The 21311-nt window shown below is 57.1% G+C and carries 18 protein-coding genes; 11 read left to right on the forward strand and 7 right to left on the reverse strand.

What is annotated here, in order from left to right; all coding sequences use genetic code 11:
* Window positions 1-28: 28 nt before the first annotated feature.
* Window positions 29-910 carry an alpha/beta hydrolase gene (locus VH413_18440; protein HEX3800679.1) on the reverse strand — a complete coding sequence of 294 codons (882 nt, stop codon included), beginning with the start codon at window positions 908-910 and terminating at the stop codon, window positions 29-31.
* An 82-nt stretch (window positions 911-992) separates the two neighbouring features.
* Window positions 993-1589, reverse strand: a complete 597-nt coding sequence (locus VH413_18445) for a response regulator (GenBank protein ID HEX3800680.1) — start codon at window positions 1587-1589, stop codon at window positions 993-995.
* Between the two features lie 439 nt (window positions 1590-2028).
* On the opposite strand from VH413_18445, the gene VH413_18450 reads away from it, so the two are divergent.
* From VH413_18450 to VH413_18500, 11 genes are all read left to right on the forward strand, one after another.
* Window positions 2029-2619, forward strand: coding sequence for a hypothetical protein (locus tag VH413_18450; GenBank protein HEX3800681.1), 591 nt, complete (start codon window positions 2029-2031; stop codon window positions 2617-2619).
* A gap of 317 nt (window positions 2620-2936) precedes the next feature.
* Window positions 2937-3899, forward strand: coding sequence for a hypothetical protein (locus tag VH413_18455; GenBank protein HEX3800682.1), 963 nt, complete (start codon window positions 2937-2939; stop codon window positions 3897-3899).
* Between the two features lie 3 nt (window positions 3900-3902).
* On the forward strand, window positions 3903-5783 hold the full coding sequence (locus VH413_18460; protein ID HEX3800683.1) for a protease modulator HflK: 1881 nt from the start codon (window positions 3903-3905) through the stop codon (window positions 5781-5783).
* A gap of 13 nt (window positions 5784-5796) precedes the next feature.
* Window positions 5797-6714 carry a protease modulator HflC gene (locus tag VH413_18465; GenBank protein HEX3800684.1) on the forward strand — a complete coding sequence of 306 codons (918 nt, stop codon included), beginning with the start codon at window positions 5797-5799 and terminating at the stop codon, window positions 6712-6714.
* Between the two features lie 4 nt (window positions 6715-6718).
* Window positions 6719-7876: a protease modulator HflK gene (locus VH413_18470; GenBank protein ID HEX3800685.1), complete on the forward strand. Its 1158-nt coding sequence runs from the start codon at window positions 6719-6721 to the stop codon at window positions 7874-7876.
* Window positions 7877-7891: 15 nt separating this feature from the next.
* On the forward strand, window positions 7892-9925 hold the full coding sequence (locus VH413_18475; GenBank protein HEX3800686.1) for a cation-translocating P-type ATPase: 2034 nt from the start codon (window positions 7892-7894) through the stop codon (window positions 9923-9925).
* Between the two features lie 13 nt (window positions 9926-9938).
* The gene (locus tag VH413_18480; GenBank protein HEX3800687.1) at window positions 9939-10133 is read left to right on the forward strand and encodes a hypothetical protein; all 195 of its coding nucleotides are present in this window, start codon (window positions 9939-9941) and stop codon (window positions 10131-10133) included.
* A complete protein-coding gene (locus tag VH413_18485) occupies window positions 10130-10525 on the forward strand; it encodes a type II toxin-antitoxin system death-on-curing family toxin (GenBank protein ID HEX3800688.1) in 396 nt (131 codons plus the stop codon). Before VH413_18480 ends, VH413_18485 begins: the two co-directional genes overlap by 4 nt.
* Before the next feature lie 12 nt (window positions 10526-10537).
* Window positions 10538-11767 (forward strand): ABC transporter ATP-binding protein, encoded by a 1230-nt coding sequence (locus VH413_18490; GenBank protein ID HEX3800689.1) that lies wholly within the window; start codon window positions 10538-10540, stop codon window positions 11765-11767.
* 33 nt (window positions 11768-11800) lie between these two features.
* On the forward strand, window positions 11801-13186 hold the full coding sequence (locus VH413_18495; protein HEX3800690.1) for a hypothetical protein: 1386 nt from the start codon (window positions 11801-11803) through the stop codon (window positions 13184-13186).
* Window position 13187: 1 nt separating this feature from the next.
* On the forward strand, window positions 13188-14723 hold the full coding sequence (locus VH413_18500; GenBank protein ID HEX3800691.1) for a hypothetical protein: 1536 nt from the start codon (window positions 13188-13190) through the stop codon (window positions 14721-14723).
* A gap of 440 nt (window positions 14724-15163) precedes the next feature.
* Here VH413_18500 and VH413_18505 read toward each other — a convergent pair whose 3' ends face one another.
* The 5 genes from VH413_18505 to VH413_18525 all read right to left on the reverse strand — a co-directional run bounded on the left by VH413_18505 (window position 15164) and on the right by VH413_18525 (window position 21299).
* Complete coding sequence (locus VH413_18505) at window positions 15164-15811, reverse strand: lysophospholipid acyltransferase family protein (protein ID HEX3800692.1); 648 nt, start codon at window positions 15809-15811, stop codon at window positions 15164-15166.
* Window positions 15812-15855: 44 nt separating this feature from the next.
* Window positions 15856-16461, reverse strand: a complete 606-nt coding sequence (gene ruvA, locus VH413_18510; GenBank protein ID HEX3800693.1) for a Holliday junction branch migration protein RuvA — start codon at window positions 16459-16461, stop codon at window positions 15856-15858.
* 12 nt (window positions 16462-16473) lie between these two features.
* The gene (gene ruvC / locus VH413_18515; protein HEX3800694.1) at window positions 16474-17115 is read right to left on the reverse strand and encodes a crossover junction endodeoxyribonuclease RuvC; all 642 of its coding nucleotides are present in this window, start codon (window positions 17113-17115) and stop codon (window positions 16474-16476) included.
* 226 nt (window positions 17116-17341) lie between these two features.
* A complete protein-coding gene (locus VH413_18520; protein HEX3800695.1) occupies window positions 17342-19429 on the reverse strand; it encodes a DUF6600 domain-containing protein in 2088 nt (695 codons plus the stop codon).
* 715 nt (window positions 19430-20144) lie between these two features.
* Window positions 20145-21299 (reverse strand): four-carbon acid sugar kinase family protein, encoded by a 1155-nt coding sequence (locus VH413_18525; protein HEX3800696.1) that lies wholly within the window; start codon window positions 21297-21299, stop codon window positions 20145-20147.
* Window positions 21300-21311 lie beyond the last annotated feature (12 nt).

Genomic DNA, 21311 nt, shown 5'->3' on the forward strand with positions numbered 1-21311 from the left:
GTCATAGACCGCCGCTACAGCAGAGGCTTCAGGGGAAATTTTGTTTTAGAAAATTTTTTACGATTCCCATGCGTTCGGAATCGTAAAATGCGCCGCCGCCGTGGCCGGCGCCGTGGACGATGACGAGTTGCACCGGGGCGTGCGCCTTTTCATAAAAGCCTTCAAATTCGAGCGCCTGGTTGACGGGCATTTGCGGGTCTTGATCGCCGTGCAGCAAGAGTAGGGGCGGCGAATGGGCGTTGACGTAAAAAACCGGGCTCGCTTGGCGCGCGATTTCGGGGACGTTTTTGGGCTGACCACCGAGGAGCAGATCGAGGGCGGGAACGCGGGTTTCGAGGCCGTGCGGCGTGGATTGATCGAGAATCGTCGTGAGGTCGGAGCCGCCGTAAAAGCTCATGATGCCTTGGGCGGCCGAGCTTTGGTCGAGATGCGTTCCCACGGTGCCTTCGAGATTGGTATCGCCACTGGAGACGCCCATCAGCGCGGCAAGATGGCCGCCGGCGGAATCTCCGGCGACGACGATTTTATCGGCGGAAAGTTTCCATTGCGCGGCTTCGGCGCGAAGAAAGCGAAGGGCGGCTTTGAGGTCGTGGATTTGCGCGGGAAACCGGGCTTCGGTGGACAAGCGGTAATCCACACTGGCAATCGCGTAGCCTTCATTCACGAGTTTGCCGATGGGAACGCCATTGCGATCTCCGCCACGCCACGCGCCGCCGTGAATCCACACGATGAGCGGCGCGCGCGGCGTGCCGGCGGGCAGGTGAAGGTCGAGTTTCAGCGACCGGTCGGCGACGCGGGCAAATTCGATGCCGCGAAGGGTGTGGGCGGAATCATCGGCAGTGAAGGCAACGATTGGGAATAATAATATGGCAAGGGCAACGGCTTGTTGCAGCAATAGACTCTGGCGCATGCGCGAATCTTGGGGTTTGCGGAGGCGGTTTCAAGCACATTGAACCACCGAAATCGGGGATGCGGATGTTGAAAACCGAAACTTACTCGTGTGCGTGCGCGGTGGCCATTTGGCCGAGGCGGACGACGGATTCGTTCAAGCGGCAGGCGCTGGCGAAGACGTATTCGGTTTGAAGCGAGGGTGCTTCACGGCGCAGGGTCGAGACAGCGCCGAGGATACCGTTGATGGGAGCGGTCAGTTCTTCGGAAATTTGCAGAACGGCTTCATCGCGCAGGCGTTCAGCGCGTTTTTGGGCGAGCGCCTGGAGTTCGGCGTTGCGCACGAGGCGTGACACGACGGCTTCGATCAAATCGTCGGGCTGAAAAGGTTTTTGGAGAAAATCATCGGCGCCCAGATTCATCCCACGGCGAAAACCTTCATGGCCGACCGAGCCGGTCATTAATATGATGGGCGTAGCGGCAAAGAGCGACAATTCGCGGATGGCCTCGATGGTGCGGAAGCCGTCCATGCCATTCATGTTGACGTCGCAAAGGATCAGGTCGGGCAAGTGCATGAGAGCCTTTTGGATGCCTTCGCGCCCGTCGCTCGCTTCGTGCGTGGCGAACCCGAACTGCGTCAAGGTCGCCTTAACCACGGACCGGACTTCTTCTTTGTCGTCAATAATCAATACGCTCTTCATAAGTAACTCACAAACTAACTGAAGCTTGCTTACCAGAAACCGTGCCAATCTCGTAAATCGCGAAAAAGGCCGATTTAATTGGGTAATTGGAAGCCGCGAGCCTACGCACTCCGGCGACTTGCGAAATAGGGAGGCAATGATTTGCCGGGTAGGTGGGAAAACCCTGCCTAGCTTCAAGAAAGACTTACGAACGACTTCAAAGCATCCGACAGACGGCCTTCTTCGTATTGTAACCTGAGCGTTATTAAGGTTTTTCAGTGATGTGCCGTTAGTAGGGACGTGGCGGCCAAAAGCCACTGGTCTGGCAGTGAAATTATTTTGGCTGAAGGCGATTTTTTTCTCGCTTTCATCGGATGCTTTGGCACCTTGCTTCATTAGTTGAGGGAGGGCTGGTCGCATCCATACGTTTAACCAATCAACCGATGGATTTATTTTGTCTATGAAACAATTTGCGACGATGGGACGGGGTTTTAGTTTGGTGCTGGGCTTGGCCGCAACCGCTTTTTTGACTGGCTGCGCCACGGCTCCGAAGACTTACGAACAGGCGGTTTTTAAATTCTCCGTGTTGCGCTACGACCACCCGGTCGAAGTGGCACATTGGACGGTGGACCCTTCGCAATCCGGCAATCCTGAAGGCGAAGCGTTGAACATCGCAACCGCCATGCAGCATGGTAATTTCAATCAATGGCTCGCCTGCTGGGACGATGCCGAACGCCCGAAATTGACCGGCACCGACCGCGACAAGCTCATGGCAAGCTGGCAATCGCTCAAGGATGGTTATTTCAAAATGCTCGGGCGTGTGGTCGCCGGCTCGGACCTGATAGTCGAGATTTCCGTCGAGAACCCGGGACAAAAAGCCTCGGTGCTCAAGTTGCCGCTCAAACACGAGAACGACCAATGGTGGCTTACCGCCATGGACGCGAACAGCGAATTTCTGAATTGGGAATTCTCCCCCAACCGCACCGTCGAGAAGATTGATACGCGTGGTATCCGGATGTACCTCAGCCAGTTCAAAGAAGCCATGCGCTGAACGCGGGGAGTTACTCCCGGTCCATAAAAAAGGCCAGTCCCACCCATGAGAGACTGGCCTTCACCTATGATTAACTAGCCTACGGAAGATTCGACTGTTCCCGCCGGGAAAATATTTAAAAATATTTTCACTTTTTTGGGCGGCGTTTTCCTCCATTCCTGGTTTTCCAGCCAAAATTCCCCGAGGTGTGCTCTCAGACGCACACTTCGCAGCGGAATTTTTTGCGTTAGCTTCGTCCTTTAACAATCAAAAGGTCTGGAATAAGCCTTTGCAATCAGGAGTCTGATTGATAAGCTGTCCGACCTTTGGACTAGTCAATGCGACAATTTATTACCATCGCGAATAACGCGTTCATGGAACTGGTGCGGCAACCAGTATTCCTGTTGCTGATGACCTGTTCGGCGGTGTTCGAGATTTTCCTGGCCACGCCTTTCTACTTCGCCTTCGGTGATGAACCCAAGCTCGTGAAAAACAGCGTGCTCGCCGTCATGCTGCTGGCGGGATTGTTCAGCGCGGTTTTGAGCGCATCGTCCTCGCTGGCGCGGGAAATCCGCTCGGGCACGGCTTTGGCGGTTTTGTCCAAGCCGGTTGGCCGCACTCAATTCTTGCTGGCGAAATATGTCGGCCTGATGATGGCCCTGACGCTGATCACTTACGTCAATCTCATCGTCGCGCTACTCGCCAGCCGCATGGCGTTCGATGCCTATGGCTCGACGGATACGCTGGCTCTGGGAATTTTCGCGGTGGCGCTGGTGGTGGCTTATTTGATGGGCGGTTTCAGCAATTTCTTTCTGCGCCGGACCTTCATGTCGGATGCGACGTTCTGCGTGGTGTTCATGGTCACGGTGGCGTTCGTGGTCATCAGCTTTTTCAATAATAAAGGCGAAGTGCAGGAATTTGCCAAAGGCGTGGACTGGCGGCTGGTACCGGCGGCGATTTTGATTCTGTTCGCGCTTTGGATTCTCGCTGGGCTCGCATTGGCCTGTTCCACGCGGCTGGACACGATTCCGACGCTGGCGGTCTGTTCCGCGCTGTTTTTGCTGGGATTGATGTCGCAATACCTCTTCAGCGAAAAGGCGCTGGCTGGGTCGTGGTGGGCTTCTCTGCTTTACACCATCACGCCGAATTGGCAACTTTTCTGGCTGGCCGACGCTTTGGAAACGGGCAAGCACCTGTATTATTGGGGTTATGTGGGCAAGGCGTTTGGCTATGTCGTCTGTTACGTCGGCGCGCTGCTGGCGGTGGCGGTGATGTTATTTGAAGATCGCGAATTGAGCTAAGTCATGGAACAAAAGACACAAAAGAATGGCCTGATCAATCTGCTGGCACTTGTGCTGGTGGGTGCGGCCGGTTTCGCCATCGCCAAGTTTGGCAACACTTACGCCGGGCTGGTGGGCTCCGTTTTCCTCGGCCTCGGCGCGCTGGTCGCCGCGGTGAGCTGGTTCCAGATGCGTTTGGAACAGCGCGAATATTTGGAGAAGCTCGAGTTTGAAGAACTGACCAAGTCCGCTTCCAGCTCTGCCTTGTTCAATGCGTCTGAAACCGAAGTCTTTCCCGCGCAACGCTCTCGCGAGCAGTTTGACCGCTTTATCGTCCCGGTCATCACGGTCATTTTGTGCGCCCTCCAAGGCGTCGGCGGCATTCTGCTTTGGCGCTGGTTGAGCAAGGCTTTTCCGCGAGGCATCAATGAACCGACGGTTCCAATGGCGTTGTTCGCGGTGTTCGCTTTGATCCTGTTCATGCTGGGCAAATACTCCACGAGCGTCGCGCGATTGGAGAAGGTTCGCCTGTTGCGTCCGGCGGCGAGTTACCTGTTGCTGTGCGCCTATATCTGTTTCGTCGTGGCGGCGGCCGTTGCCTTTGTGCTGCTGGATTTTCCGGCGGCGGATTTATACGTGGCGCGAGCGCTGGCGGTGTTGCTGTTGCTCACCGGCTTTGAAACGCTCATCAATCTCGTCCTCGAGCTTTACCGTCCGCGCGTCAAGGGCAAGGTCGCGCAGCCGATGTATGAGAGCCGCCTCGTCAGTCTGCTCGGCCAGCCGGAAGGCTTGATCATCACGGCCAAGCAAACGCTCAATTACCAATTCGGCTTCGATGTCTCGGAGACGTGGGGTTTCCGCCTTGTCGAGCAATGGCTGTGGAAACTGATTCTGGCGCAGGTGATCATTTTGCTGCTCTCGACTTGCGTGGTGTTCATTGATACCGGCACACAAGGCGTCCTCGAACGCAATGGCAAAGCGGTGCGCATCCTCACTCCGGGTGCTTCGCTCAAACTGCCGTGGCCGGTTGACCGCGTTTATCGTTTTGCCACCGAGCAGATCCAGACCATCAACATTGGTTTCACGCCGGATGAATCGCCCGTTGCTGGCAACACCGTTCTTTGGACCGTTCCGCATTCCAAAGAAGAAAATTTCCTCGTGGCCAATCGCGAAATTTCCCACGTGACCGAAACCAATAATTCTCCGTCTGATAATCGCCCGCCGCCAGTGAGCCTTTTGACGGTCAGCATTCCGGTGCAATTCCAGATCACGAATCTGACGGCGTGGGTGTATAACAACGAAGACCCCATCAGCCTGCTCTCCGATGTCGCCACGCGCGAAGTGGTGCGTTATTTCGTGAGCGTTGACCTCGAGGAAGTCATGTCCCGCGGACGCTGGAATGCCGCGCAAATACTTCGCGACCGCATTCAGGCCGCGGTGGATCAGCATCAGATGGGCGCGAGCATCGTGTTCGTCGGCGTGCAGGACATTCATCCGCCGCAAAAAGTGGCGGCGGATTATGAAAAAGTCGTCGCCGCGATTCACACCAAGGAAGCTGACATTTTGACCGCTCGCGCCTACGCCATTGCGGCCACCAACATGGCGGACGCTCGGGCATTTCAAATTGTTTCGGAAGCCAATTCCGAATCGCAACGTCTCAAAGTTGAAACGCTCGCCAACGCCGCGTTGTTCACCAATCAGATTCCCGCGTATTTTGCCTCGCCGTCGGTTTATGTCGAGCGCGCTTATCTCGAAGCGTTCAGCCGTTCCATCACGAACGCGCGCTCTTACGTTTTGCTCGCCACCAATACCCAGGACGTGATCATCCTCAATCTCGAGGACAAAATCCGTGCGGACCTCGTGGACAAAGCCACCGTGCCGCCGCCTAAAGCGCCGCCCAAATAATTTAACGCCAGATATGAAACGAAATCCCCTTACCCTAGTCATCGCCGGCTTTTTGCTGATCGTATTTATCGCGCTCCTGTTTTTCGGCCAGGTGCGCCAATCCACCGTGGTCGTGGTCACCACGTTCGGCAAGGCCACGCGCACGATTGACCAGCCCGGCTGGTACGCCAAATTGCCGTGGCCCATCCAGCAATCGTATGTGTTCGACCAGCGCGTGCAGAATTTCGAGGACGACAAATTCGACCAATCCCTCACGGCGGATAATTACAACCTGCTCTCGATGGTGTACGTCGGCTGGAAGATCAACAATGCCACCAACTTTTTCCCCAAGTTCGCCAACGGTTCCATCGCCGAGGCGGAGAAGCAGTTGAAGCCGCTGTTGCGCAGCGCGAAGAATTCGGTCGTTGGCGGGCATCCGCTCGCGGATTTCGTCTCGACGGATGAGAAGCAACTCAAGTTCGGCACTATCGAACAGGAAATCCTCAAGCGTGTGCAGGACCAGGTGAACCAGAAAAACTGGGGCATCGAGATTGAATTCCTCGGCATCAAGAAACTCGGTTTCCCGGATTCGGTCACGCAGGCAGTTTTCAAGCGCATGACTTCCGAGCGCGCGGTGCTGAGCAGCGCGACCCAGGCTGAAGGCGAATCCGAGGCCTCGAAGATCCGGACCGCCGCCGACAGTAAGAGCACGGAAATCGTGAACAGCGCCAGCGCGGCCGCGACACATATCAAAGCCGAAGGTCAGGCCGAAGCTGCAAAATCCTTTGCCGTCTTCGAGGAAAATCCCCAACTCGCGAATTTTCTGTTGAGCCTCGACGCCATGGAACTCGCGTTGAAAGACCGCACGACGCTGATCTTCGACCAGCACAGCGAGCCCTTCAATTTGTTCCAGGGCTATTCCACAAATCTGCTTAACCCGGTGAAAAAATAGTGGCATGAGCGACCAACACGACCATCCACACGATCACGATCACGAGCATGATCATGACCACGGTCACGATCACGGCCATGAACATCATCATGAGCATGCGCATCCCGCGCCCGCCGCGCCCGAAATGGCGCCGCAGGAGGACAGCAGTTCACGCGCGTTGGCGGAGGCTTTGGGCAGCAGTTTCGGCATAGTCAAATGGGTGATGGGCATCCTGTTCCTTTTGTTTCTCGGCTCCGGCGTTTTCCGTGTGCAGCAAGGCCAGCGCGCCGTGTTGCTGCGTTTCGGCAAGCCAGTCGGCTTGGGTAACCAGGCCTTGATCGGCCCCGGAATACATTGGGGCTGGCCGTATCCGATTGATGAAGTCGTAAAGATTCATTACGCGCAGTTGCAGACGGTGAAATCCGATGTCGGCTGGTATAACACCACGCCCGAAAAGGAAGCGCTCGACCAGGAAGACTATGCCGGTCCTTCGCTCAACCCCGCCGTGGATGGTTACGCCATCACCGGCGATGGCAATATCATCCACACCCGCGCCGTGCTGACTTACCAGATCGAAGACCCGGTCCGTTACGAATTTGAATTTACGAGCGCCTCGAACGCCGTCCGGGATGCCCTTGATAATGCCCTTCTCTTCGCCGCCGCGCGTTTTCGCGTGGATGATGTCCTTACGCGCGACATCACCCGCTTCCAGGATGTCGTGACCGCGCGCGTGACCGACCTGGTGCAACGCGAAAATCTGGGCGTGGTCATCCAGAGTTGCCAGGTAGAGAGCCGTCCGCCGCGTTATCTCAAACCCGCCTTCGACAGTGTGCTCACCGCGCTGGCTGAGCGCGACAAAGCAATCCACGAAGCCGAGAGTTATCAGAACCAGACTTTGTATCGCGCCGCCGCGACCGCCGCCGGCGTGACCAACACCGCCGAAGCCGACCGCGTGCAACTCGTCGAATCTGTGAAGGCCGAAGCCCAACGCTTCACCGATTTGCTCCCGCGTTACAACGCCAATCCCGCCGTGTTCGCGAACATCCTTTTGCTCGATAAAATCGGCCGCGTGCTGACGAACGTCGAGGACAAGATCTATCTGCCGGAGCGGGCCGATGGCAAAACCCGCGAACTTCGGTTACAGTTGAGCCGTGAACCGTTAAAACCCGTGGGCACGCCATAAAAAATAAATTGTCGTATGCAAGTCACTTCACTTTTAGAGCCCGAACACAAGCACGACCATAATCATGAGCATGAAGACCCGCTGAATTGCGCGTCCTGCGGCCATGACCATGAGCACACTCCGATTCGCCTGGTGCAAACGATCATCGGCGTGGTGTTCGTCCTGAACGCATTCGTCGTGGACTGGGCGTTTGAAGGCGCGCATACCGCCGCCAGCGCGAGCGCGATGATTGGCGCTATTATTCTCGGCTATCCCATCGTCTGGACTTCGGTCAAGGACTTGATGCGCGGCGCGCTGACCATCAATGAACTCGTGGGAATCGCCGTTCTCGCGGCGTTTGCTTCCGGCGATTACAAGACTGCTGGTGTCGTCGCGTTCTTCATGTTGACCGGCGAAATCATCGAAACCCGCACCGCCGAAGGCGCGCGCCAATCCATTGAATCGCTCATCAAACTCACGCCAACCAAGGCTCGCCGCATCACTGCCAACGGCGAAGAGGAAGTCGCCGCGAAAGACCTCGCGATCGGCGACGTCATCCGCGTTCGTCCTGGCGACAATGTTGCTGCCGACGGCGTCATCCTCAGCGGCCAGGGTTCGTTCAACCAGGCGAACATCACCGGTGAATCGTTGCCTGTGGACAAAAAGCCCGGCGACGAAGCGTATGCCGGCACGCAGAATCTGACCGGCGTTTTGGAAATCCGCGTGAGCCGCGCCGGCCAGGACACCACGCTCGGCAAAGTGCGCGAACTGATTTTGGCCGCGGAAAAAACCAAGCTGCCCATCATGCGCATCATTGATCAATACATGGGCTTTTACACGCCACTCGTGTTGGTCATCGGCGCTTTGGTGTGGGCGTTCACGCATGACTTGAACCGCGTCATCGCCGTACTCGTCGTTTCGTGCCCGTGCGCGTTCATTCTTGCGACGCCGACTGCGATGGTCGCCGCGCTTTCCGCCGCCGCGCGTCTCGGCATCCTGATCAAGAACGTCAGCGACATCGAACTCGCCGCGAAGATCAATGCGTTCGTGTTCGATAAAACCGGCACGCTCACCACCGGCAAGCTGGCCGTCAGCCGCCTCGCTCCGATTGGCGATACCGCGCCCGCTGAACTCCTGCGCGTCGCCGCGTCCGCCGAAAAATATAGTAACCATCCGACCGCCCGTGCACTCGCGACGTTGTCCGAGGAAGCCGGCGTTCCGCTTTCCGAGCCGAAAAACTTTTCTGAAACCGCTGGTCGTGGCATCAAGGCCGATGTGGATGGCAAAGTGGTTCTCGTTGGCCGCGCGCAATGGCTCAAGGACAATGGCGTCACCGAAAATTTTCTCAAGGCCGTTGACCTCAATGAAACCGAGGGCTTCAGTCTTCTGTTTATCGCCCGCGATGGCAAGTGCATCGGCTGGGTGGGCTTGCAGGACCAGACTCGCGAGGAAGCGCAAGCCTCGCTCGCCGAGCTTAAGCAAAACGGCGTGCGCCGCATCGCCATGATTTCCGGCGACCGCCAGCCGGTGGCCGCGCGCGTGGCCCGGGAAATCGGCTGCGAAGAAGTCGTGGGCGATTGCCTGCCGCAAAACAAAGTTGAATTCGTCCGCGCGATGAAGCTCAAGGGTTATCGCGTCGCGGTCATTGGCGACGGCGTGAACGACGCCCCGGCACTCGCGGCGGGCGACATCGGCATCGCGATGGGCGCCGCCGGCAGCGAAGTGGCGATCCACAGCGCGACGATTGCGCTGATGAATAACGATCTGCGCCGTCTGCCGTTTCTCGTGAAGCTCTCGCGCAGCACGCGCAGCGTCATCAACCAGAATTTTCTGTTCGGCGTCGTCTTCATCATCTGCGGTTTGTCGCTTGCGGCGTTTGGCATCGTCGGCCCAATCGTGGCGGCGATCATGCACAACGTCGGTTCGTTGATGGTCGTCTTCAACAGCGCACGGCTCGTCCGTAAGGGTGAAGAACTCGAGCATTATCAACCCGCGGCGATTGAACCGCCCTCGCGTCCCGCAGGAAAACCCTCCGCGCCCACACCGCAGTTGGCGGCGAAGCCGGCCTAACAGAATCAGATAAATGAGTGGGACCGAAATCATTGAAGAAATCAGGAAGCTTAGCTCCGAGGAGCGAAAGCAGGTCGTTGCATATGTGAATGAAATTCAAAAATCAGATGCGCTCGATTCGGACGAAGACATCACGCCAGAATTTAAGCGCGTCGTGGATGAAGTGTTTACAACTAATGCCGAGCTGTTTCGAAAATTGGCACAATGACTCAAGGTGATCCGAGCTTTTTAACTCTGAGACGTGTTTTGTATGTGCATGATCAATCGCTTGCCAGAGAGGGTGGTATTGCGGGTATTGGGAATCCGGATGGGATTGAGTCCGCATTGGGCGCCGTTAAGAATATGTATCTATACGAGAAAGCCGACGTTTTTGCAATAGCCGCGGCGTATGCGTTTCATATCGCAGAAGCACAAGCATTTCTTGATGGCAATAAACGGACAGGTGCTGCTTCTGCCATCGTCTTTTTGAGATTAAATGGCATTAAAATTCCGGAAGATGACGGCTCAATTTTTAAAGCGATGATAGGCTTGGCAAACAAACAATTGGATAAGGCGGGATTAGCCGTAATCTTGAGAAAACTGGCCGGGAAAACCGATTAAACTTTGTTACCAATGAGCACCACTGACGTTCTTTCCGCCACCAGCGCCACCCGCCCCGCGCCTTCTTCCGAAGTGGTCATCGCCGTGCGCGGGCTCACCAAGGTCTTCAAGGATTTCTGGGGCCGGCCCAAGGCGCGCGCGGTGGACAATGTGAATTTTGAAGTGCGCCGTGGTGAGGTGTTCGGTTTGCTCGGGCCGAACGGTTCCGGCAAATCCACCACCGTCAAGATGCTCCTCGGCCTGCTCTATCCGACCAAGGGCCATATCGAAGTCTTCGGCCATTCGCCGCGCCACGTCGCGACAAAATCGCGCATCGGTTATCTGCCCGAGGAATCGTATCTCTATCGCTATCTCAATTCGCATGAGACGCTGGATTTTTTCGGCAATCTCTTTCGCCTGCCCGGCGGCGAGCGCGACAAGCGGGCCGAGCAATTACTTGAAATGGTCGGCTTGAGCCAGACTCGCACGCGCGCGGTCGGTGAATTTTCCAAGGGCATGCAGCGCCGCATCGGTTTGGCGCAAGCGCTCATCAACGACCCCGACCTTGTCATTCTCGACGAACCCACCGCCGGTCTCGACCCTATCGGCTGCCGCGAAGTGAAGGACTTGATCCTCGCCCTCGCGCGCCGCGGCAAGACGGTGATTCTCAGCAGCCATTTGCTTTCCGACGTCGAGGATGTTTGCGATCGCGTGGTGATTTATTACGGCGGAAAGATCCAGGCGATGGGCACGCTCAAGGAACTTCTCGCCACGCCTGACGTCGTGCGCATCACCACGCCGGTGCTCGCCCGCGAAACAATGGAACGCGCGCTGGAAATCATCCGCCGCGATATTGACGGTGATAAAATCCGCATAGACAACCCCACGCAGAACCTCGAAAGCTATTTTCTGGATGTCGTGCAAAAAGCGCGCGCCGCCGCGGAACAGACCTCAGGCGCGACCTCTGGACATCGCGTCGCTGAATATCTCCGCGGCGAAGGCGAAGCCAAGCCCGGCACCGACCGTGTCCTCGAACGTCTCACCGCACCACAGGCCAAGCCCGTGGTCGTGGAAACTTCCGCGACTCAACCCGCCGAGACGGTGGACAGCAAAAAACTTGCGGCCCTTACGCGCCACGAACCGGAAATACCCGCGCCAAATCCAACTGCAACTCCGGCCGCCCCTGCGGCAGCCGAACCGAAGGCCGACCTCAGCAAGGCCAACGAAAAACTTTCATCGCTGCTCGGCAAACCGAAGCAATAGCTTCGCCCCCGAACCCAGCGCGCGGATTTCATCATGCAACAAATTTCAGCCATTGTCGGATTGACCTGGAAAGCGGCGTTTCGCTATCGCCTCTTTTGGGTCATCGCGGCCTTGCTGCTCGCGGCGGTCATTGGCCTGCCGATCCTGATCAAAGACGACGGCACCGCCGAAGGTTTTGCGCAAATTCTGATTACCTACACGCTCGGCGCAGTTACGGGCCTGCTTGGCTTGTGCACACTTTGGCTCGCCTGCGGCACGCTCGCGCGCGATGTCGAGGAATGCCAGATCCAGATGATCGCGGTGAAGCCCATCGCACGCTGGCAAATCTGGCTGGGCAAATGGCTCGGGTTGGTTTCGCTGAATGCGTTGTTGCTCGGCATCGCCGGCTTGAGCATTTATGGTTTGCTCGAATACCGCGCCCAACGCCTGCCGGCGGTTGAACGTGACAAATTACAAAACGAAGTGCTCGTCGCCCGCGCGTCGGTGAAGGAAGAAAATCTTGATGCTTATATCGAACAAGCGACCGATCGTGAATTCAAGGCGCGCCAGGAAAAAGGCAAACTCGCGGACGTGGACCCGACGGAGATGCGCAAGCAAATCGAACAGCAAGTGCGCGCGGGCATCCAAATTGTTCCGCCCGATGGCATCCGCCCCTGGGTCATCAAGCTCGGCAGCGCCAAGGACCGCTTAAAAGATCAGCCGCTTTTTCTGCGGGTGAAATTCAACACGTCACAGAACACCACGATACCGACGACCCTTGATACCGCCTGGCAAGTTGGCACGCCCAAGAAAACCGCCATCTGGCAGGACATGTTGAGCCTTTCGCCCGACTCGTTTCACGAATTCCGCATTGATCCCAATTTGTTCGATGACCAGGGCAACCTCGTCATCCTCTTTCGCAATCCCAACAACATGGCGATCTTGTTCCCGCTCGCGGACGGCATGGAAGTTTTGTATCGCGAAGGCAGCTTCGGAATGAATTTCATTCGTGGGCTGGCGATCATTCTTTGCTGGATGGCGTTGCTCGCGGCGCTGGGGCTTTCGGCGGCGAGTTTTCTTTCGTTTCCAGTTGCGGCATTTCTTTCGCTTGCGTTGCTGGGCATCACGCTTTCGAGCGGGACATTATCCAACGTAGTCTCGGATGGCACGATCATGGGTTACAACGAGGAGAAAGGCACCAAGGGTCATTCGGCCCTCGACAACGTGGCGATTCCCGCCTTTCGCGGCATGCTCGATGTCATCAATCTGGTGCAGGGATTTTCGCCGATAGATTCGCTCACCGCCGGGCGGCTGATCACGTGGCAGGAAATGGGGTTGGCACTCGCGCAAATCGTTTTGCTCCTGGGCGGATTGCTTGCGGTCATTGGCATCTTCATCTTCAACCGCCGCGAGTTGGCCACGGCGCAAGGGACGCAATAGCATGCCGCCCAAACTTCTCAAAACGGTATTGACCATCGTGGTCGTCGTATTGATGGTGGGCGTGTCCTTCGTCCAGCGCGAACTTGTGCGCGAGCGCGATGAACTCGGCATTTCGCGTTACACCGAATTGAAAGGCGCGCCGCCGGTGTTGCAATTAACCACCGTGGCGCTGGGCGGTTTTCGCGGATTGATTTCCAATATCCTGTGGATGCGCGCGAGCGACTTGCAGGAGAACGATAAATTTTTCGAGATGGTGCAGTTGGCCGATTGGATCACGAAACTTGAGCCGCATTTCACACAGGTCTGGCTCGTGCAATCGTGGAACATGGCCTACAACATTTCCGTCAAGTTCAAGGACCCCGAGGACCGCTGGCGCTGGGTGCAACGCGGCATCGAACTGCTGCGCGACCAGGGTTTGGTCTATAACCCCGATGACGTCCTCATGTATCGCGAACTCGCCTGGTTTTTCCAGCATAAGATGGGACAAAATCTGGACGACGCGAACATGTATTACAAGCAGATGTGGCTGAAGGAAATGTCCACCGTCCTCGGCATGGACAAGCCGGATTGGGACGCGCTTATTCATCCTAAAACCGAGGACGAAAAAAAGCGCGCCACCTTACTGCGTGAAAAATACAAGATGGACCCCGTCTTCATGAAGGAAGTGGATGATCGTTACGGTCCGCTGGAATGGCGACTGCCCGAGACGAGCGCGATTTATTGGGCCGCGCTTGGCTTGCGCGCCGCGAAAAATGACCAGCAGCGCATTGATCCCAACGACCTCATCACCTTGCGCCGCGTCATTTATCAATCCATGCAACTCGCTTTCCAGCGCGGCCGGCTCATCGTGGACAATGCCGACCGGCAGTTTGACTTCGGCCCCAATCTCTCGAACATTCCCAACGCCAATAATGTTTATCTCGAGGCGATGACTGACGATGAAAAAAATCGCGACCACATCGCGACGGCGCATCGCAATTTTTTGCGCGACGCCGTGTTTCTGCTCTATACCTACAACCGCCAGGCCGATGCCCAGACGTGGTTCAATTACATGGCCACCAATTATCCCGACAAGCCGCTGCTCGACGGCAAACCGAACACGCTGCCCAAGAACATGGACCTGGATAGCTACGCGATGGGCCGCATCCAGGAGGAATTGAATGACCCGGGCCGTGACAAGGCGGAGGGGCTTATTGAAGGGTTCGAGCGTCAGGCGTACGAGAGCCTTGCCGTTGGTGATGACGACCGTTATATCGGCATGGATAGCCTGGCCAAAAAACTTTGGAATTTCTACGAAAGCAAAGTCGGCGTGAACGAAGCGAGCAGGGAGCGAGTCGGCTTGAAATCTGTCGCGGAAATCAAACAACGCGTTTTGGACCGGTTGCTCGACGGCGAAATGTCTCCGCAACTGACCGCACAACTCCGCACCCGCCTCGGCCTGCCCGCCGCGACCGCGCCTGGGAGTTCGACAAACTCAATTCCCTCATTGCCCGTTTCAACGAACACGCCGCCCGCCACAAACGCAGTCGCGCAGTAATCCGGATATTGATATTCGGGATGTTAATGTGCTTGAACGTCTCTCTGGATCAAAAAACGCATTGGAATCCAGCGCCTTAACAACATAAAATTATTATGCAAAATGCAGAGGATGTTAGGTGGATGTGGGGTGGTATAGTTTTTACCATAATGGGCCTCATCGTCTTCCTGTTCTTGGACCGATATCTCAAGAAAGACGGACGAAGGGCAAGAATGAAAGCGTGGGTTAGATCTGATGCTCGCTATGCTAAAATCATACGTGGCGCCATGCGAATATTGGTTTTTTTAACCATGGCTGGGATATTGATTGATATTCTGCACCTCTTTGGAAAATAGGACGTAATCACAAAAAGGGGTCAGGGATGAATATTGGTGCGTTAGGTTTGACCTTGTGAGCTTGCCTAACTACAGCGTGAACTGTCCACGATACCGGCGCTAAGCTCAATCCACGCACATCTCGCGCAATTTTTTTTCTGCCTGCACGCGTAATTGTTCCCGACCGGTTTCGGACGTTTCCCGCGGCACGGGAATGGGTTCTCCGTAAATCATTTCGCACTTGGAAAATGGCAGCGGAATTTGAAAACGGTCCCAGCTTTTCACGCTGATTTTCCAATTCACGTTAATGGCCACCGGCACAATCGCCCTGCCGGTCAGTTGCGCCAGCGCCACGATGCCTTCCTGCATGACATACTTCGGCCCGCGCGGTCCGTCGGGCGTGATGGCGATGTCGTAATCGCGTTTCGCCCACGTGGTCAGTTCGCGCAACGCTTGTGGCCCGCGGCGGCTCGTCGAACCGCGCACCGGACGCACGCCGAATTTTTCAATCACTGCCATCAGCATTCCGCCATCGCGGCTCGCGCTCATGATCGCCACCAGCCCCGCGCCCGCGGAATATTTTTTGATGAACCACACATACGCGGGCATGCAGAGCGCGAGCCGGTTGTGCCAGATGCAATAAATCGCCGGGCCGCGAAAGGTTCCGTCCCTCAATCCGGTGCGATCCACGAAACGCACCCGCATCGTCGCGGCGATCACGCGAATAAAAATATAGATGAGCCACGCGGCCAGGCGTTGATGCCACTTGGGCATTTCCGGCACGACGATTTGCGATGATCTTTTGGCCCGCGCCGGCATCACGCGCCTTTCTTCAAACTCGCGCGCACCAGCGCTTCCACTGCCGCCTGCGGCCCGAGCACGGCCAGCGCGGCGCGGACAGAATCGTGCGCCTCGACCTGCTTGAAACCCAAGGCCATCAAGGCCAGCACGGCATCGTTCACTTTCTGGTCTTCGGCGGACAAGGCGCGTTGCGCGCTCATGGCTTCCCACGCACCCACCGCGCCGATTTTGTCTTTCAATTCCACCACGATGCGTTCCGCAGTTTTTTTGCCGACGCCAGAAATTTGTGAGAGCGATTTTACGTCGCCGTTCGCCACCGCGCCGCGCAACGCCGTCACATTCATCCCGCTCAAGACATTCAACGCGATCTTCGGCCCGATGCCGCTCACGGTATGAATCAGCAAGCGAAACATCTCGCGTTCGGCGGCCGTCACGAAACCGTAGAGCACATGCGCATCATCGCGAATCGCGAGGTGCGTCAGCAATTTCACGTCGGCGCCCGGCAGCGGCAGCCGGTCGAATGACGACAGCGGAATCAATACTTCGTAACCCACGCCGTTCACGTCCACCGTCACTTGGGTGGGGACTGCTTCGACCAATTTTCCGTGCAAAAAATTTATCATCTCCTGCTAAAGTTATATTCGTTTCGGCGGATTGATCGCGTAGCGGCCCGTTTCCTGACTGTGGGCCAAGGCCAAGGCCAGCGCGTCCGCGGCGTCCGGGGCGGGCAACTCCGGCAGGCGCAACATTCGCTGCACCATTTTCGCCACTGCTAATTTTTGCGCCGCGCCGTAACCCACGATGGCTTGTTTCACTTTGCGCGGCGCGAGTTCATAAATTTCCAGCCCGCCTTCCGCGAGCGTCGTCAACGCCGCTCCGCGCGCTTCGCCCATGATCAGCGCGGTCTGCAAATTCTGCGCGAAGAAAAGGCCTTCCACCACGCACACCGTTGGCTGATGTTTGCGAATCACGTCCCGCAAAATTTGCGCGATCTTTACAAGGCAACGCGAATGTTCCCACGCGGACGGACAGGTGATGGTTCCTTGCGCGAGTGCGTGCGGATAGGGTGTGCCCAATCGAATCACGCCGTAGCCGGTTCCCCGCAAGGACGGATCCACGCCCATGATAATCTGGTGTGGGCTTCCGGTTCGCCGCAATTCCGGGTCAGGCTCCGCGGCAGAAGATTTCGCGCGTCCGCTCACGCGATCTTTCATTTGCTTGAATTGCTGGAGGCTGATACCCACCGCGTCATCATGGCAAAGGAAGCGTTCCGGCAAAAGAGAAATGAATATTAGCGCAAAAGATGCCTCCTTGCGGACCGCGGGTCTATGACCCGCAGCAATAGCCATAAGGTCAAGCCGCTCCCGGCTCAACCTGTCGTCTATAACCAAGACCTCGTATTCTCAAACCGTCGCAAAATCTCCAGCGGCAATCTTCATTGTGAATTGCTGCGGGTCATAGACCCGCGGTCCGGACGGAAAGTGTATCCGCCAATTTTCAGGCTTATCTTTTTCCCGAGCCTGAGGAACTTGAGGAACTCGAACTTGCTGAGTGCGATGACGCAGCCGGCGCGGGTGCCGCTTGCGATATATGTTCCACCGCGGCGGCTTGCATCGAGTGAGCCATTTCCGCGCGGGCATCAACGACTGGACGCGCTTCGCTGCGGGACTCCACTCGCGCCGGTTCGCTACCGCCGCGCGCTTCATGCTGGTATCCGCCATACGCTGGTTGAGCGGCTTGGGCAGTTGGCGCAACTGATGGCGTTGTTTGCGCGGCTTGCCCGTTCCCATAGCGCGCGCCCGCTTCATTCAAATTATGCTGCACGTTCGCATTCAACTGTTGTCCCACGGTGTAATGCCCCGGCATCACATAGACCGAAGAATTCTGCGAGGGGTTCGGCGCGGCTGAAGTTTCACCACGCGGGCGCTCATAATTATTGTTGCGGCCAAAATTAAATCCCGCTGGCGAGCGGACGGGTTCGGCGGCGGCAGTGCCCGCGTAATAATTTCCCGGAGCTGTGGGCGTGACGGCAACCTGCGGCGGTTCCGGCGCGGCGGGAGCGTCCACATGCGTTAATCTCATGTTCGGCAACGGCGCGGAATTGCGCTGCCCGATCACCACGAGCGAACCCGCCGGATAATTTTCCCGCGCCGGGTGCTGGCCCATGATCACTCCCGGCGAGGCGGCGGTTTTCGCATTCAAAATCATATTCGGCACCGGCGCTTCCGAATGCGGCTGAACCGCCGAACTTCTCGTGGCTGCGCCATTTCCATTCACGCGATGCGCCGACGGCGCGGGCAACTGCGAGCGGTAAATCACGAACGACTCGCCGTGTTTTGCGATGCGGTCCGGCTGCGGCGCGTGTCCGTCCTGGCGCGGCACTTCGTGGATTTGCGCCTGGCGAATTTCCGTGCCGGACGCCGCTGAAACTTCGCGCGGGTCAATGGTTTGATTCACCACATGATGATTTTCCACGGTGAAATGGTTCACAACCGTCGAATGGCTGTGGATCTCCTGCGCCTCCTGGCCCGACAGTGCGTAACGCGCCGGCGTGTAATCGCTCATGCGCGCGGTGGGGATGAAGGTGTATTGCCGGCCGCGCAAACCGAAATCGAAATTCGCCGCCACCGCGTGTCCGCCAAAGGAGAAGCCCACTCCCGGCTTGAACTTCGCCGTGGGAGGCAGGGGCGCCCAACCGCAATAATTCAACTCATGACGCCAGCTCACCCACGCCGGACTCCAAACGCGGTTCGGTTCCCACACCCAGCCGCGATGCGCGTCCTGGAACCAGCGGCCATAATGAAACGCCGCCCAGCCCCACGAATAATCCGACTGCCAATACCAGCCGCAATCGCTGTAAACCCACCGGCCACGATCGCAATACGGACGCCAATCGGGATTCGACAAGCAAACCGTGGGCTGCCAGCAAAGGCCCACGCCACTCACAAAAGCCCAGCCGCCGTACGGCGCGAGTGAATTGTAAAAATAATCGGAATCGTCCGTGACGGTGTCGCTGGTATCCACGTCCGGAGGATTGGTGGCAATCACCGTGTCCACTTCAGGGGGGAGTGTGTTCGCGAGGTCGGTCGGCGCGGGGGACGGATATGTGGGAACGGGTTGTTGCGGTTGGGGCGCGAGCAGGCTCGCCGTCGCGGCGGCGGAGGTGGCGTCAATCGCGGAGTCGCGCTGGATCATCGCCTTCACCACCGCGCCCGACACACCGAGGTCGTTGAGATAAATGATTTGATCGGAGCCAAGATTGAACTTGCTCGCGACGGTGGCCACGTAGGCGAGCATGACGTCTTCGGCCACTCCCGATTGCGCGAGATGCACGATTTCCGCCGCGGCTTTGGAGAGTTTCACTTCGGGCGGTGCGGGTTGTTGTTCGTTGAGCGAAAGACTTGGCGGCGTCAGATCGGCGGTTGGTGAATTGACCTCGGTGCTTGCGCTGGGCGCCGGTGTTGCGGAAATGTCCGGCACTGCGTTCGTCGCCGCTGGAATCGCGGCGGTATCTGCGTTGGTTATCCGCCCCGCCGCCAGCGTCAATCCGATCAGGATTGCCGCCAGCGCCCCACCCCTTAGCATGCTCATACGCATAAACTCGCCTTTCGCGTTCCGTCACTTGCCATCATTATTAATGATACCACAACCGCCAAATCAGTTACCTCCAAAATCACCAGGCAGGTGCGTGTGACTTATAATACTCAGACTCACGCGCTGGGGCCGCTATTCATCATCCAGCCATCCCGCCATAACCCTTCGCAACTAGCAACTTACACACTTCAACCTCGCAACTAACCGGCGCGAAGGCAGAACGGCGCGGCGGCGGCGAAAGAAATATTTTACGAGACGGTGGCTCGCAGCCAAAGAGGACTGATGGGAATAGAGACGCTCGGCTCGCGAAAAAAATCAGTTCTTCGTGGCGTGCGCTGCGGCGGGTTGTACTTCCTTCGATGATTTACCGGGTGAGATGATCATTTTGGCGGGCGCAGTTCCGGGAAGCGGTTGCAATTCTGCGACGGGGTCCGAATCGCCCATTCCGTCCATCATACTCGAGCACGAGGCGCAAACATTCGGATTCCGCGAAAGGGCGTTTCCCCCGCGCGGCATGGGCTCGGAACAACAGATGCAGATTGCCATGTTCAAGCGTGATGAGAATCTCTCAACGAAGTTTTTAATCAAGTAAAACTTATTAACACGAAATTCGCATGATTGTAAATTCGTTGTAACACTGGGACTTTGTTCCTTATGTCTTCTAATTATCACGTGTCATCATGATATTCGTATCAGAAAAACTGTTGACCTCCTATATGACTTTCCGCACGCATTCGGGCCATTCGTAGCTGCCGGGCTTGAGGGTGAAACGCACATTTCGCGGGCCGTCAACCAAGGTGCTCACAACGCCGAGGGCCAGTTCCCGTTCAATCGCAAGCCGCCCCCATCCCAGGCGGCGCGCCAGGGCAGCGGCGGTTTCGCCGCCTTCGGCATACACGTTATCCACGGATGAAGCGGCAAGCACGCGTTCCGCGAGCCGCACTAAATTCTCCGCGAGCGAACGGGCGATGGCGATGTCCCGCACGAGCGGCAAACCGATTTTTAAAATGACGCGCCGTTCGTTTTTCAACGCGTGAATCGCGCCCGCAGCAATGGGTTCCATATCCGCCAAATCGAATGGTGCGCCGGCAATGAGTTTTTTGGGCAACGAAAATATCGTTGCGCCGGATTGCGCCGCCGCTTCGCAAAATAATCGTGATGATTCGCTGGTGCTGCCGCACACGAATAATTCCGCGCCTCGTTTTTCTTCGCGCGAACTTTCACAAGGTTCGACAGCTTTGCGCAATCCTTTCATCGCGAGCAATGCGCCGAAAAATTCCGCCGCGCCCGCCGGTAGAATGTTCTCGTTTACCTGCGATGCCCAGGCGCGCAGATCTTCCGCAGTTTCGGCTTCGCCGACGAGGATGCCGTTTTCTGTTAGTGGCTCACCGAGTTTGCGCATCTGTGCCGCGTCCAGGCTTAGGAGTTTATTTACGACGGACGAAGTTCGTGGATGGTGTGGGTCATGCGCAAATTCGGTTTCGTGCAATAATTTTCCGCGCACAAAATAATTTCCGCCGCGAATGATGCGGCCGAGCGAAGGATTCACGGGCACGAGTAGCGCGTGCGGCAAATTGAGTTCCGACATGATCGCCTGCACTTCGGCAGTCACCTGGCCGCGCAGCACGGAGTCCACTTTTTTATAAATCGACGCTGCGCCCGCATCGCGCAAAGTCCGCGCTGCGTTGCGCGCGCGGGCGGCGGATTCCGTGGGATCACATCCGCGCGAATGGGTATCCACGCAAACCAAATCGGCCGTGGCATCGCAACGTCCATTCAAGAGGATTTCCGCGCGCAGGCCGTGGCGCCAGCCGACGGCGGCCAGTTCCGCCGCGCCTGATAAATCGTCTGCGATCACGCCAATCATAGTCAAAGGAAG

Source organism: Verrucomicrobiia bacterium, assembly GCA_036268055.1.
Classification (GTDB): domain Bacteria; phylum Verrucomicrobiota; class Verrucomicrobiia; order Limisphaerales; family Pedosphaeraceae; genus DATAUW01.